Origin of the sequence: Citrobacter sp. RHB25-C09 (assembly GCF_013836145.1) — a bacterium.
In the GTDB taxonomy this organism is placed as follows: Bacteria; Pseudomonadota; Gammaproteobacteria; order Enterobacterales; family Enterobacteriaceae; genus Citrobacter_A.
Map to the genome: position 1 here is coordinate 338,094 of NZ_CP057483.1, position 14,826 is coordinate 352,919.

Sequence of the window (14,826 nt, forward strand, 5' to 3'; positions counted from 1 at the left end):
CTGGCCTTTAATTTTGTTATGGGTAACGTCAGTATTTTGACGTCTAACTTCAGTTGTCCTCACCGAGAACAGAGACGTAACGGCACCATTACTGTTAACCTGTGAAACTATCTAGTTTAGTCGGATGTGATGTTTGTGTCTGGTGCCCACATGAATGATACGGGTAACATAAGGTGGTTGAGAATCACCCCAGCAGGCAAAATTTAAAATATGAGAGGCAGGTCAAATTATGCGGGCGATGAGGAAGGGAGAAAACAGGCCAGAAAGAAGGTAGGCCCGAAAGCGTAGCGCTATCGGGCAAAACGGCATACCGAACTTAGTAGTAAGAGTGCTCGCCGCGCTGGTGTTCAGTCAGATCGCGTACGCCCTTCAGTTCCGGGAATTCGTTCAGCAGTTGCTTCTCGATCCCTTCTTTCAGGGTGACATCAACCATGGAACAGCCATTACAGCCGCCGCCAAATTGCAGAATCGCGTAACCTTCATCGGTGATTTCCATCAGCGATACGCGGCCACCGTGACCGGCAAGTTGCGGGTTAATTTGCGACTGCAGCATGTATTCAACACGCTCCATCAGCGGCGCATCATCAGCCACTTTGCGCATTTTGGCATTTGGCGCTTTCAGCGTCAGCTGAGAGCCCAACTGGTCGGTGACGAAATCGATCTCAGCATCTTCCAGATACGGTGCGCTCAGCTCATCGACGTAAGCCGTCAGCAGATCAAATTTCAGGGCAGTGTCGGTTGCTTCCACGGCATCGGGAGGACAATAAGAAACGCCACATTCAGCGTTAGGCGTTCCGGGGTTGATCACAAATACGCGGATTTGTGTCCCTTCTTCCTGATTTGCCAGCAGTTTGGCAAAGTGCGCTTGTGCAGCATCGGAAATATGGATCATAGTAATGGCCTAATAGTTGACTATTTTAGTGGGATATAATACGCCCATCATCGAGGCTCTACAAGGTTCGACACAGGCACCATACCTGGACCGTCGCCGCACCATTGCGCAAAAGCAGTTGCGCGATCTCCGCGACGGTACTGCCGGTAGTGACGACATCATCCACTATCCCCATATGGAGTCCCTTTACGGGCAATTCAAGGCGAAAGGCATTTTTCAGATTACGTTTGCGTAGACGAGCGCTGAGATGATGCTGTGTGGCTGTGGGGCGTACTCGCGTCACGCTCTGGCTATTCCAGGCGCAGTTCAGCCATCGTGCCAGTGGGCGACACAGCAGATCGCTTTGATTAAACCCTCTGCGCCAGTGGCGGCGTTGCCAGAGTGGAACGCCGACCAACCTGTCCGGTAACGAAAAACCCGCTTGCCTCTGTGCCTGTAACACGGCCAACAGCATTAAGCGAGAAAGCGCCAGCGCGATTTCACTCTGTTGGGCGAATTTAAACTGATGGATAAGACTGCTCAGCGGCGGCGCATAGTCATTGACGGTGATAAGCCGTTGCCAGGGCGGTGGTTTTCGCAGGCAGCGGCCACAGGGAAGTGTGGGATGTGCGGCGGGCAACCCACACTGCGGGCAGAGTGGCACATGCCGACATGCTGCGCGTGTACAGGCAGAGCAGATCCCCCAATGTCCAAGTGTCAGCGGCATTCGGCATAGCCAGCATAATCCCGGTACTGATAGCATGTATTCATCCTTGTTAGCGAAAAGAGAACAGTAACTGATGAATGATGTCTGGTGGCAGACCCAGGGAACGGGAAATTGTCATCTTGTGCTGCTGCACGGATGGGGACTGAATGCAGAAGTATGGCATTGCATAAGCGAGGAACTTAGCTCGCATTTCACGCTGCACCTGGTTGATTTACCAGGCTTTGGGCGCAGTCAGGGTTTTGGTGCCATGACGCTTGCGGAGATGACGGAACAGGTTTTGAAAAAGGCACCAGAAAAAGCAATCTGGCTTGGCTGGAGTCTTGGTGGGCTGGTAGCCAGCCAACTGGCGCTAAGCCATCCAGAAAGGGTTCAGGCTCTGGTGACCGTTGCGTCATCGCCCTGTTTCAGCGCGCGTGAAGGGTGGCCGGGCATTAAGCCAGAGGTGCTGGCGGGCTTCCAGCATCAGTTGAGTGAAGATTTCCATCGCACAGTCGAGCGTTTTCTCGCGCTGCAAACCATGGGGACGGAATCTGCGCGTCAGGATGCCAGAGCGCTGAAAAAGACGGTGCTGGCGCTACCGATGCCGCCGGTTGATGTTCTCAACGGCGGACTGGAAATGCTTAAAACGGTTGATTTACGTGAGTCGCTGAAAGCACTGACGGTGCCCTTCCTGCGCCTGTACGGCTATCTGGATGGGCTGGTGCCGCGCAATGTGGTGCCACTACTTGATGAACTGTGGCCGCAGAGTGAATCTCAGGTTTTCGCAAAGGCTGCCCATGCGCCGTTTATTTCGCATCCGGATGCGTTTTGTCAGGCGCTGGTGGCGTTGAAGAATAGGCTTTAGTACGCACTCTGGTTGTCATTAGCACGACCTTTAACAATGATTCAAGATGACGAGAGGGTAAATGGAAGGCGGAAGTGGGTCACCTGGTAAACATTAACCATGCGAGAAGTACCGAAGGAAGAATTGTCCTGAGTGTAAAGGATTCATTTCAACGGAAAGGTTCTCGCAAAACGTAGGCCGGATAAGCGTAACGTCATCCGGCAGAGGAGGGGGGATTTAGCGCAAAGCCCACCATTCACGCAGGCAGGCTTTGCCTTCCGGGCAGCTTTTGCAGCTGCCGGAGAGGCAGTCATCAGGCTCATCCTGGATCCGTATCGCTTTTCCCATCGTTTCCAGTTGCTTCAGCATGGCGTCGATCATGGGCTGCGGCGTATGCAGAGTGCGGCTGATTTGCGCCGCCTCCATGCGCCCCCGCAGCGCCAGTAAATCACGTACCTGAATCAGCGAAGCCATTGTTATACCTTAGTGACAATCGCCGGTTGCGGCGCTGGCGCAGCACTCGCTGGCACTTTTGCGCGTTGCCAGCAGGTTCACATTAACCCGGCTCCGTGCCCGACGCAGCAGCCCCAGCACAATAATGTTGAACAGGATCACCGCCAGGATGCACACCAGACTATAGGTCGGATGCTCACCGTAGCTTGCCACCTGGTAGAACAGGGTGGAGAGCGAGTAGGCAATGTTCAGACCCCACAGGATGGAGAATCCCATCCAGCCACGGCTGGATTCGCGGGCAATCGCCCCCATGACTGAGATGCACGGTACATACAGCAGGACGAAGATCAGATAGCTGTAAGCCGCCGCCGCGCTGCCAAATTTCGCATCCATTACGCCCATCGCGCCGGTTGCCATTTCACCGTCGCCTTTGCTGGCTTCGATGGGGTTCGCCAGTACGCTCAGGCTAAAGGTGTCTTTCAGGCTCTGCCAGGTTTCATCCAGTGCACTCAGCAGCTCGTCGCCGAGGTTAAACTCCGCCGGATTGAATTCTTCTTCCTGAATATTTTCTGCGGTATACAGGGTATTCAGTGTACCGACCACCACTTCTTTCGCCATCGCCCCCGTAAACAGACCGACCGTAGCCTGCCAGTTGTCCTCATGAACGCCAATCGGCTTAAAGATTGGGGTGATGACGCGACTGACGGAGGCCAGCGCGGAGTCGTTAATATTGTCGACAATTTTGCCGCTCAACGAGAAGCTGTTGAAGGCGCTCAGGAAGATGCTGACGATGACGATCACTTTACCGGCTCGCAGAACAAACCCTTTCAGACGCTGCCAGGTCTGGATCACCAGGCTCTTGATATGTGGCACGTGGTAGACCGGCAGTTCCATCACAAACGGCGAGGCTTCGCCACGCATAATGGTGTGTTTGAGCATCAGGCCGGTCAGAACTGCCATCACAATGCCCAGCACGTAAAGTGAGAAAACCGCCAGCGCGCCGTTCTGGCCAAAAAACGCCGCCGCAAACACGGCGAAAATCGCCAGGCGCGCACCACAGGACATAAAGGGCGCCATCATGATCGTCATCAGGCGCTCACGCGGCGCATCCAGCGTACGTGCGCCCATCACCGACGGCACGTTGCAGCCAAAGCCGACGATCAGCGGCACGAACGATTTACCCGGCAGCCCCAGTGCCTGCATCAGGCGGTCCATCACAAACGCAGCGCGCGCCATGTAGCCGGAATCCTCAAGGAAGGAGAGGAACAGGTACATCATGCCGATCTGCGGCACCAGCGGCAGGACGGTATTGATACCGCCTCCAAGCCCTTGGGCGAGGAAAATCGTCAGCCAGTCCGGGAAGTGCAGGGTATAGCCAATCCACTGAATACCATGAATAAAGAGCGCCACGGAACCTGCGTCAAAAATCGGCGACAGGGCACCGCCGATGTTAATAGCCAGCAGGAACATCAGATACATCACAAACAGGAAGATCGGCAGACCCAGGAAACGGTTGAGGATGATTTTATCCACGGCCGTGGTAAAGCGGCTGGGCTCTGCCGTTAGGGTGTTGCTGACGACGTCACAGATTGCCGCGATGCATTGATAACGCGCATCGGCGATGTGCAGTGCCGGATCGTCCATCTCTTCGCTCAAGCGCGCCAGAGAGGCGTCTAACTGTTGGGCCGCATCGCCAGCGTATGCGCGACTGTAAATATCGCCTTCCAGCATTTGCAGGCCAAGCCAGCGGCGCTGTTGTTGCGGCATATCCTGCGCCATGGCTTTCGACAGGCTGTCAGCCTCACGCAGCAGTGGTTGGGCATAATGCACCAGCTCAACGTTTTCATTGGTACGGTGGCGGTCAATCGCCAGCTTCAGCGCTTCAATACCGCGACCACGGGTCGACACCAGCGGCACAACCGGGCAGCCGAGACGGGCAGAAAGGGCGTCGATATCAATGCGGATCTGTTGTTTCTCAGCAATATCGAGCATGTTGAGCGCGACAATGCATGGAATACCCAACTCCAGCAGTTGCAGAGTCAGGTAGAGGTTGCGTTCAAGGTTGGAGGCATCGACCACGTTGATCAGCAGGTCAGCGTCGCCGCTCAGAATATAGTGACAGGCAATCTGCTCATCCAGAGATGTCTGCGAAGAGATAGTGGTGAGCGAATAGGTACCGGGTAAATCGACCAGCGTGACCTGGTGATCCGTCGTGGAGAATTGTCCCTCTTTACGCTCGACCGTAACGCCTGCCCAGTTGCCTACGCGCTGACGTGCACCGGTCAACTGATTAAATAACGTCGTCTTGCCAGAATTAGGGTTACCAATTAAACCAATGGTTAATTTTTTCATCGTTATAGACTCACTGTATTAACAGGAAACCGCTTCCACTTCTAATAACGCCAGGTCTTTTTTACGCAATACCAGACTGACACGACGCGTTTCAATATGAACTGGGTCACCTAAAGGCGCCACGCGCACAACATTAAATGAGGAGCCTGGCAACATACCGAGGGAGAGCAATTTTTGACGGTATGCGGGACTAATTTCACGCGCGAAGCCGGTAATTTTCCACGCTGTATCTGGTGTAAATTGCATAAGAACCTACTTGTATCTCGCTAACTGGAGGATTAGCTCATGGGGCAAGGGGCGCGGCATGAGTCCAGGTAATTCGCCAACGAAGGGAAGATTAAATAATCAACAATACAATGATAATGAGAATGGTTTTTATCTTCAATAGAAGAAATGTGACGGAATGTAGGTTTAGATAATAATCTGCGTCATCTTTGATATGGCTCAAAAATTATTCAAGACACATGTAACGATTTAATGATTAATAATTACGGGTTGTTTGTTTGAATAAAGTTGCAACTGTTAATAAAGAGATAAATATATTAATTACCGGATGACAACGAAAACGCGTATTATCCGGCCTACACCACAATAGTGTGCGCAGGCCGGATCGCGTCTTAACGTTTTTTACCCATTGCCGCTGCCAGCGCATCCATCATCGCGCTGTTACCCGCTGGTTGCGCGTCACGTCCGCGCGGTTTTGCCGCTTTTGCTGCCGGACGATCGCTCCCGGTGTTGCCGCCGCCTCGACGCGCATTCGTTTCCCCTGGCTGCTCGTCCAGACGCATCGTCAGGGCAATACGCTTACGCTGCAGGTCAACCTCCAGCACTTTCACCTTCACAATGTCGCCTGCTTTCACCACGGTATGTGGATCTTCCACAAACTTGTTCGACAGTGACGAGATGTGAACGAGACCGTCCTGATGCACACCAATATCGACAAAGGCACCAAAGTTGGTGACGTTGGTGACTGCGCCTTCCAGAATCATTCCCGGCTGCAGGTCGTTCATGGTTTCTACGCCGTCGGCAAACTGCGCGGTTTTGAACTCAGGACGCGGGTCACGACCCGGTTTTTCCAGCTCTTTGATGATGTCGGAAACGGTCGGTACGCCGAACTTCTCGTCGGTAAAATCGACCGCTTTCAGATGACGCAGTTCGCTACTGTTACCCATCAGGTCTTTCAGTGCCTGCTGGGTGGCCGCCAGAATACGTTCTACCACCGGGTACGCTTCCGGGTGAACGGTGGAGGCGTCCAACGGGTTATCGCCGTGGTTAATGCGCAGGAAGCCGGCACACTGTTCGAAGGCTTTTGGCCCCAGGCGGCTAACTTTCAGCAGTTGCTGACGATTCTGGAACTGGCCGTTTTCATCGCGCCAGGCGACGATATTCTGCGCCATCATGCGGGTCAGGCCGGCCACACGGGTGAGCAGCGGAACGGAGGCGGTGTTCAGGTCAACGCCAACGGCGTTCACACAATCTTCCACAACCGCGTCCAGCTTACGGGCCAGTTGCGTCTGGCTGACGTCATGCTGATACTGACCGACACCGATTGACTTCGGATCGATTTTCACCAGCTCCGCCAGCGGATCCTGTAAACGACGGGCAATGGAAACGGCACCACGCAGCGAAACGTCGAGATCCGGGAATTCCTGGGCCGCCAGTTCAGATGCGGAGTAAACAGATGCGCCAGCTTCACTGACGATCACTTTCTGTGCCGTCACTTTCGGGAACTGCTTCTGCACGTCGAGGAAGAAACGCTCGGTTTCGCGTGAAGCCGTACCGTTCCCTATTGCGACCAGTTCGACATGGTATTTTTCGCACAGTGCAGCGACGACCACGGCCGCTTTTGCTGCCTGCCCGGTATGGGGGTAAATGGTGTCGGTGGCGACCAGTTTCCCGGTGCCGTCCACCACGGCCACTTTGACGCCGGTGCGCAGGCCGGGATCGAGGCCCATGGTGGCGCGAAGGCCAGCCGGTGCGGCCATCAGCAGATCGTGCAGGTTGCGGGCGAAGACGTTAATCGCTTCGTCTTCCGCACGTTCACGTACGGTGCCCATCAGCTCGGTTTCGAGATGCATAAGCACTTTAATACGCCATGTCCAGCTCACCACCCCTTTACGCCAGCTATCCGCCAGCGCGTTGTTCAGACGCAGTCCGAGGTGATCCATGATGATCTGTTCGCAGTGACTCTCTTTCGGTGGCTCATCAAACTGCGGATCGGCATTCAATGAAAGCTGTAATATGCCTTCGTTACGACCACGGAACATCGCCAGCGCACGGTGAGACGGGACGCTGGCGATCGGTTCGTGATGGTCGAAGTAATCGCGGAATTTTGCCCCTTCCTCTTCTTTGCCGCTGACGACGGTGGCGACCAGATGCGCATTCTTCCACAGGTAATCACGCACTTTTGCCAGCAGGGCGGCATCTTCAGCAAAGCGCTCCATCAGGATGTAGCGTGCGCCGTCGAGAGCCGCTTTGGTATCAGCAACGCCTTTCTCGGCGTCGATAAATTTCGCCGCTTCTGTTTCCGGGTCGTGAGAGGGGTCAGTCCACAGCAGGTCGGCCAGCGGTTCCAGTCCGGCTTCAATGGCAATTTGCCCACGGGTGCGACGTTTGGGTTTATACGGGAGATAGAGGTCTTCAAGCTCGGTCTTACTTAGCGTGCCGTTGATGGCGTTGGCCAGTTCATCGGTCAGTTTGCCTTGCTCGGTAATGGATTTGAGAATGGCCTGGCGGCGCTCTTCCAGTTCACGCAGGTAGCCCAGTCGGGTTTCCAGATTACGCAACTGTGTATCATCCAGACCCCCGGTGATTTCCTTACGATAACGTGCGATAAACGGCACGGTATTCCCTTCGTCAAGCAGGCGAACGGCAGCGTTGACCTGTTCGGCGCGAGCCTGAATTTCACCCGCAATAATGCGGCAGAAAGAATCATTCATCATGGATAGGTTTCATCTACTGAGTAAATATCAGGGCATAGTTATACGGACTGGCACGGCAAAATGCCAGTCGTGGTGGGCGCTCTCGGACTATTTTACGTACTCGATCGCATTGACGTACCAGCTGGCTTCACCGCCTGGTGTATTGACCACTGCCAGATCGCCGACCTCTTTTTTCAACAGGGCGCGGGCCATGGGGGAATCAATGGAGATGTAATCCTTACGGCCGAAAATTTCATCGTAGCCGACAATACGAAAGCGACGGGTATCACCGTCGTCATTTTCGATTTCCACCCAGGCGCCGAAAAACACTTTGCCTTCCTGCTGCGGGGAATAATCGACGATTTTTAGGTTTTCCATGCATTTGGTCAGATAACGGACGCGACGGTCGATCTCACGCAGCCGCTTTTTATTATACTGGTAGTCGGCATTCTCGCTGCGGTCACCCAAACTCGCAGCCCAGGTCACCTTTTTAGTGACTTCCGGGCGCTCTTCGCGCCAGAGATAATTGAGTTCGTGTTTGAGCTTTTCGTACCCTTCCCGGGTAACCAGGGGCGTTTTCATCTTATTGATTACCTTTAAGTCTGTGACGATGCGCACAATTCGTATTACGTCACCCTACTAACAGAATAAATAATGTGCCGTTCGTTTCATTGTATACTTAAGCTGCTGTTAAATATGCTTTGTAACAATTTAGCCTGGAATTCATACCAGAATTCGCTGGTGACGAACGTAAGCTTTTTTAAGAATACATACCTTCAATTGTTGCGAACCTTTGGGAGTACAAACAATGCAAGAGAACTATAAAATTCTGGTGGTAGATGACGACATGCGTCTGCGCGCGCTGCTGGAACGTTATCTTACCGAACAGGGCTTCCAGGTTCGAAGCGTCGCTAACGCTGAGCAGATGGATCGTCTGCTGACCCGTGAATCTTTTCATCTCATGGTACTGGATCTGATGCTGCCGGGTGAAGATGGCCTGTCTATTTGCCGTCGCTTGCGCAGCCAGAGTAACCCGATGCCGATCATCATGGTGACGGCGAAAGGTGAGGAGGTTGACCGCATCGTGGGTCTGGAAATCGGCGCTGACGACTATATTCCAAAACCGTTTAATCCACGTGAACTGTTGGCGCGTATTCGTGCCGTGCTGCGCCGTCAGGCGAACGAACTGCCAGGCGCTCCGTCGCAAGAAGAAGCGGTGATTGCCTTCGGTAAATTCAAACTGAACCTTGGCACCCGCGAAATGTTCCGCGAAGACGAGCCGATGCCGCTTACCAGTGGAGAATTCGCGGTTCTGAAAGCGTTGGTCAGCCACCCACGCGAGCCGCTTTCCCGTGACAAACTGATGAACCTGGCGCGTGGCCGTGAGTATTCCGCGATGGAGCGTTCCATCGACGTACAAATTTCCCGTCTGCGCCGCATGGTGGAAGAAGATCCCGCACATCCGCGTTACATTCAGACCGTCTGGGGTCTGGGTTATGTCTTCGTGCCGGACGGTTCTAAAGCATGAGGCGAATGCGCTTCTCGCCACGAAGTTCATTTGCCCGCACGCTGTTGCTCATCGTCACCCTGCTGTTTGTCAGCCTGGTGACGACTTATCTGGTGGTGCTGAACTTTGCGATCCTGCCGAGCCTCCAGCAGTTTAATAAGGTCCTGGCCTACGAAGTCCGTATGCTGATGACCGATAAACTGCAACTGGAGGACGGTACGCAGCTGGTGGTGCCTCCTGCATTTCGTCGTGAGATTTACCGTGAGCTGGGAATTTCTCTCTATTCCAATGAGGCCGCAGAAGAAGCCGGGCTGCGTTGGGCGCAACACTATGAATTCTTAAGCCACCAAATGGCGCAGCAGTTGGGGGGCCCAACGGAAGTGCGCGTTGAGGTCAACAAAAGCTCGCCGGTAGTGTGGCTAAAAACCTGGCTGTCACCCAACATCTGGGTGCGGGTACCCTTAACGGAGATTCACCAGGGCGATTTCTCACCGCTGTTCCGTTATACGCTGGCAATTATGCTGATGGCGATAGGGGGGGCGTGGCTGTTTATTCGTATTCAGAACCGACCCCTGGTCGATCTCGAACATGCCGCCTTGCAGGTCGGGAAGGGGATAATTCCGCCACCGCTGCGGGAGTACGGTGCCTCGGAGGTCCGTTCGGTGACTCGTGCCTTTAACCACATGGCGGCCGGGGTGAAACAGTTAGCTGATGACCGCACGTTATTGATGGCAGGCGTCAGTCACGATCTGCGCACGCCATTGACGCGTATTCGTCTGGCGACAGAAATGATGGGCGAGCAGGATGGCTATCTGGCTGAGTCCATCAACAAAGATATTGAAGAGTGCAACGCGATTATCGAACAGTTCATCGACTACCTGCGCACCGGGCAGGAGATGCCGATGGAGATGGCAGATCTTAATGCCGTCCTGGGAGAAGTCGTGGCGGCCGAAAGCGGCTATGAACGTGAAATCGACACCGCGCTGCAGCCAGGCAGCATCCAGGTGAAAATGCACCCGCTGTCCATCAAACGTGCCGTGGCGAATATGGTGGTGAACGCCGCCCGTTACGGTAATGGCTGGATTAAAGTCAGCAGCGGTACGGAGCCGCATCGCGCCTGGTTCCAGGTGGAAGATGACGGTCCGGGGATCAAGCCTGAACAGCGTAAACACCTGTTCCAGCCATTTGTGCGCGGCGACAGTGCGCGCAGTACCAGCGGCACGGGGTTAGGTCTGGCGATTGTCCAGCGTATTGTCGACAACCATAACGGGATGCTGGAAATTGGCACCAGCGAGCGCGGCGGGCTTTCTATCCGTGCCTGGCTGCCAGTTCCCGTGACTCGCGTCCCGGGGCCGACAAAAGAAGCGTAAAAAAGGGAGGCGGAATGCCTCCCTTTTGCTTTAGATGCCTGATGGCGCTAAACCGTAGGCCGGATAAGGCAGTTATGCCGCCATCCTGATGGTATGCGTCACAGCTCAGATAGCTTTTAACTGATTGATGATGAATGGGTTGGTCTGGAGCAATAAAAGAAGTTTGCGTGGAGCCCCAGTTGGCTGGCGTCTTTTGGTTTCCCAGCTTTTTACCAGATCATAACTTACACCAACGGCGGCGGCGAAGTCCTGCTGGCGCAGGCCTGTTGCTTCGCGAATGGCTTTCACATCAATCTCGCTGAATGTGTGTACGTGTTCTGGTGTTGGAGTGTGTTCACCTTTTTCGATACGTACCATTTCTTCTGCACTGGCCAGCAGATCGGCAAAAAGTTCGTCTTTCATTCTGCTCTCCCAGAGTGCTGTTGTTACAAAAGCATATCAGATAATTGCTTCAGCAATTTTTTCTGACCTTCCGTTAAATCGTCCTGTTCATTTTTAGGGTAGATTAACGCAAGATAAATACGGCCCATACGTGTTACGTTATAGTAAATGACCCGTACACCGCCACGCTTTCCCATCCCTGCTCGATTCCAACGAATTTTTCTGAATCCACCTGTACCAGAAATGGTATCGCCCGTTTCGGGGTCATCTATAAGAACTTCTTGAAACGCGCGGAACTCATCATCAGGCATCAGCAGTGGACGCCGTTTACTGAATCCTTGTAGCTCAATGAAAGTGAACATGACGCATCCTGCGTACGATAATTGTAACATCCATTATAAGTGTACTAGGTACACTTTAAAAGAGTGGGAAATAAAAAGCCCCCATCCATAAGGAAAAGGGGCTCGTGAATATCGCTAAACCGTAGGCCGGATAAGGCAGTTATGCCGCCATCCGGCAACGTGAGTTACAGCTTCGGTCCGGCGCTAACCAGCGCTTCGCCTGCTGGGGTATCGGTGTATTTCTCGAAGTTCTCGATAAACAGTTTCGCCAGCGCTGTGGCTTTTTCTTGCCACTGTTCTGGTGACGCGTAGGTATTACGCGGGTCGAGAATGCGGGTATCAACGCCCGGCAGTTCGGTTGGGATTGCCAGATCGAACATCGGCAGGTTGAAGGTTTCTGCATCGTCCAGAGAACCGTTCAGGATGGCGTCGATAATGGCGCGGGTATCTTTAATGGAGATACGTTTGCCAGTACCGTTCCAGCCGGTGTTTACCAGATAGGCCTGCGCACCTGCGGCCTGCATACGTTTCACCAGCACTTCTGCATACTGAGTCGGGTGCAGCGACAGGAATGCCGCGCCGAAACAGGCGGAGAAGGTCGGCGTCGGTTCTGTAACGCCACGTTCCGTACCGGCCAGTTTGGCGGTGAAGCCAGACAGGAAGTGGTACTGCGTTTGGTTCGCCGTCAGGCGAGATACCGGCGGCAATACGCCAAAGGCGTCTGCGGTCAGGAAGATCACCTTCGTGGCATGACCTGCTTTGGAAACTGGCTTAACGATGTTTTCGATGTGGTAGATTGGGTAGGAAACGCGGGTATTCTCGGTTTTCGAACCGTCATCAAAGTCGATGGAACCATCAGCACGTACGGTGACGTTTTCCAGCAGTGCATCGCGACGAATCGCGTTGTAGATTTCCGGCTCTGCCTCTTTCGACAGCTTAATCGTTTTCGCGTAGCAGCCGCCTTCAAAGTTGAACACGCCATCGTCGTCCCAACCGTGCTCGTCATCGCCAATCAGACGGCGTTTCGGGTCGGTGGAAAGCGTCGTTTTCCCGGTGCCGGAAAGCCCGAAGAATACGGCTACGTCGCCCTTCTCGCCCACGTTGGCGGAGCAGTGCATTGACGCGATACCCTTCAGCGGCAGCAGGTAGTTCATTACCGAGAACATCCCTTTCTTCATTTCGCCGCCGTACCAGGTACCACCAATCAACTGGATACGTTCGGTCAGGTTGAAGGCAACAAAGTTCTCAGAGTTCAGACCCTGCTCTTTCCACTGCGGGTTAGTGCATTTCGCACCATTCATGACGATAAAGTCAGGCTCAAAGCCTTCCAGTTCTTCGTCGCTCGGGCGGATGAACATGTTTTTCACGAAATGTGCCTGCCAGGCGACTTCGGTAATGAAGCGCACAGAAAGGCGAGTGTCAGCGTTTGCACCGCAGAACGCGTCCACAATGAACAGACGCTTGCCTGAAAGCTGTTGGGTGACAAGGCCTTTCAGGTGCTGCCAGGTTTCCTGTGTGAGAGGTTTGTTGTCGTTCTTACCTTTTCCTTTGTCGGACCACCACAGCGTGTCACGTGTGGTGTCATCACGAACAATGTACTTATCTTTCGGCGAACGTCCGGTGAAAATACCGGTATCAACTGCAACGGCACCCAGATCGGTCAACACACCGCGCTCATAGCCCTTCAGGGTTGGATCTAACTCTTCCTGATAGAGGGTGTCATAGCTGGGGTTGTAGACGATTTCATGGACATCGTTGATACCATAAGCCTTGAGATCTTGCGGGGTTAATCGTTTCACGCGCATATCACTGCTCCTTAGCCAATATGTATTACCTGAAATAGTAAGGTTTTTTTGGGGTCGTTAACCGCGACAAGGCTCATAGATTTATTATCTGGACAAAATCACGATCGACTGAATACGCTGTGACTCCTGTCACGAAGCGGCAGTTATTATGGCAGGAATGACTTTTTTGTTGTGGATAATGTTCTTAAAACGTTAAAAGCGAGAGTTTTTAACTAGCAGAATGCGAGCGAAATCACATTTATGCGAAGAATGATTTTTGCGATTGCATATCAAATATCGATTCACCAGGAAAAACAATTTTCGATGTTTTGCGGAGTATTTTGACATTGGAGCCGGATGACGGAGGGCGACATCCGGCTCATTGGTGATGTAGATCAATGTACCTGTGGGTCGGCAGGATTGGCGTTATTACGGATTTCGGCAATATCCATCGCATTAAACAGATAGTGGCTACCGCAGTAGTCGCAGTGCATATCGATTTCGCCTTCTTCTGCCAGAATGCTGTCCACTTCTTCATCCGGCAGGGTTTTCAGCGCGCCCGCGCAACGTTCACGCGAACAGGTGCATTTGAACTCTACGTCCTGCGGATCGTAAAGTGTGACCTCTTCTTCGTGGTACAGACGCCACAGCACTTCGTTCGCGGGCAGAGTCAGTAACTCTTCAGCTTTGATGGTTTCAGTCAGCGCGGCAAGATGGTCAAAATCATCCGCCTGTGCATTCTGCGCAGGCATCACCTGCAACAGCATACCGCCCGCAGCGGCTTTTCCGTCAACGTCGCCGGTACGAATATACAGGCGGGTTGGCAACTGCTCGGAGCGCAGGAAGTAATCTTCCAGGCAGGCCGCCAGGGTATCGCCTTCCAGCCCAACCACGCCCTGATAGCGTTCACCTTCTTCCGGCGTAATGGTAATGACCAGATAGCCGTTGCCGACCAGGGTTTTCAGATCCGCATTTTCCGGAACATCGCCCTGTACGCGCGCCACGCCGCGCATCTGCTGGTTATTATTACCGTTGATGACGGCCAGGCTTAACGGGCCGTCGCCCTGCAACTGAACGGTAATATCACCGGCAAATTTTAGCGTTGCGGTCAGCAGGCTGGTGGCGACCAGCAGTTCTGACAGCACCGTTTTCACCGGCTGCGGATAGGTGTGATTTTCGAGGATCTGTTGCAGGGTTTCCGATACGGTTACCAGTTCGCCGCGGACGGCAAAGTTTTCAAACAGATAACGGTGTAATTGGTCATGTTGCGGCATAATCATCTCTCTTGCGGGTGAC

The 14,826-nt window shown here is 53.5% G+C and carries 14 protein-coding genes; 3 read left to right on the forward strand and 11 right to left on the reverse strand.

Annotated features, from left to right (window positions below; translation table 11 throughout):
- Positions 1-316 precede the first annotated feature (316 nt).
- Both nfuA and gntX read right to left on the reverse strand, forming a co-directional pair.
- The gene (gene nfuA, locus HVY19_RS01490; RefSeq protein ID WP_181682678.1) at positions 317-892 is read right to left on the reverse strand and encodes a Fe-S biogenesis protein NfuA; all 576 of its coding nucleotides are present in this window, start codon (positions 890-892) and stop codon (positions 317-319) included.
- 58 nt (positions 893-950) lie between these two features.
- Positions 951-1,634, reverse strand: coding sequence for a DNA utilization protein GntX (gntX, locus tag HVY19_RS01495; RefSeq protein WP_181682679.1), 684 nt, complete (start codon positions 1,632-1,634; stop codon positions 951-953).
- A 37-nt stretch (positions 1,635-1,671) separates the two neighbouring features.
- On the opposite strand from gntX, the gene bioH reads away from it, so the two are divergent.
- Positions 1,672-2,442, forward strand: a complete 771-nt coding sequence (gene bioH / locus HVY19_RS01500) for a pimeloyl-ACP methyl ester esterase BioH (RefSeq protein ID WP_181682680.1) — start codon at positions 1,672-1,674, stop codon at positions 2,440-2,442.
- A 216-nt stretch (positions 2,443-2,658) separates the two neighbouring features.
- On the opposite strand, the gene feoC is transcribed toward bioH, so the two are convergent.
- From feoC to greB, 5 genes are all read right to left on the reverse strand, one after another.
- Positions 2,659-2,895, reverse strand: coding sequence for a [Fe-S]-dependent transcriptional repressor FeoC (gene feoC, locus HVY19_RS01505; protein WP_181682681.1), 237 nt, complete (start codon positions 2,893-2,895; stop codon positions 2,659-2,661).
- 9 nt (positions 2,896-2,904) lie between these two features.
- Positions 2,905-5,226 carry a Fe(2+) transporter permease subunit FeoB gene (gene feoB / locus HVY19_RS01510; protein ID WP_181682682.1) on the reverse strand — a complete coding sequence of 774 codons (2,322 nt, stop codon included), beginning with the start codon at positions 5,224-5,226 and terminating at the stop codon, positions 2,905-2,907.
- A gap of 18 nt (positions 5,227-5,244) precedes the next feature.
- Positions 5,245-5,472 (reverse strand): ferrous iron transporter A, encoded by a 228-nt coding sequence (gene feoA, locus HVY19_RS01515; protein ID WP_012908346.1) that lies wholly within the window; start codon positions 5,470-5,472, stop codon positions 5,245-5,247.
- Positions 5,473-5,843: 371 nt separating this feature from the next.
- Positions 5,844-8,168 carry a Tex family protein gene (locus tag HVY19_RS01520; protein WP_181682683.1) on the reverse strand — a complete coding sequence of 775 codons (2,325 nt, stop codon included), beginning with the start codon at positions 8,166-8,168 and terminating at the stop codon, positions 5,844-5,846.
- Between the two features lie 87 nt (positions 8,169-8,255).
- Positions 8,256-8,729, reverse strand: coding sequence for a transcription elongation factor GreB (gene greB, locus HVY19_RS01525; protein ID WP_181682684.1), 474 nt, complete (start codon positions 8,727-8,729; stop codon positions 8,256-8,258).
- A gap of 226 nt (positions 8,730-8,955) precedes the next feature.
- Between greB and ompR the strand changes: the two genes are divergently transcribed.
- Both ompR and envZ read left to right on the forward strand, forming a co-directional pair.
- Positions 8,956-9,675 (forward strand): two-component system response regulator OmpR, encoded by a 720-nt coding sequence (ompR, locus tag HVY19_RS01530; RefSeq protein ID WP_001157751.1) that lies wholly within the window; start codon positions 8,956-8,958, stop codon positions 9,673-9,675.
- The gene (gene envZ, locus HVY19_RS01535) at positions 9,672-11,024 is read left to right on the forward strand and encodes a two-component system sensor histidine kinase EnvZ (protein ID WP_181682685.1); all 1,353 of its coding nucleotides are present in this window, start codon (positions 9,672-9,674) and stop codon (positions 11,022-11,024) included. The genes ompR and envZ overlap by 4 nt, the downstream gene beginning before the upstream one ends.
- Positions 11,025-11,129: 105 nt before the next feature.
- Here the strand turns inward: envZ and nadS are convergent, their stop codons facing one another.
- The 4 genes from nadS to hslO form a co-directional block, all read right to left on the reverse strand.
- Positions 11,130-11,426 (reverse strand): NadS family protein, encoded by a 297-nt coding sequence (nadS, locus tag HVY19_RS01540; protein ID WP_181682686.1) that lies wholly within the window; start codon positions 11,424-11,426, stop codon positions 11,130-11,132.
- A 23-nt stretch (positions 11,427-11,449) separates the two neighbouring features.
- Entirely contained in the window at positions 11,450-11,767 is a 318-nt protein-coding gene (locus tag HVY19_RS01545) for a type II toxin-antitoxin system RelE/ParE family toxin (protein WP_181682687.1), read from the reverse strand.
- Positions 11,768-11,931: 164 nt separating this feature from the next.
- Positions 11,932-13,551 carry a phosphoenolpyruvate carboxykinase (ATP) gene (pckA, locus tag HVY19_RS01550; protein WP_181682688.1) on the reverse strand — a complete coding sequence of 540 codons (1,620 nt, stop codon included), beginning with the start codon at positions 13,549-13,551 and terminating at the stop codon, positions 11,932-11,934.
- A gap of 374 nt (positions 13,552-13,925) precedes the next feature.
- On the reverse strand, positions 13,926-14,804 hold the full coding sequence (gene hslO / locus HVY19_RS01555; protein ID WP_181682689.1) for an Hsp33 family molecular chaperone HslO: 879 nt from the start codon (positions 14,802-14,804) through the stop codon (positions 13,926-13,928).
- Positions 14,805-14,826: the final 22 nt, after the last annotated feature.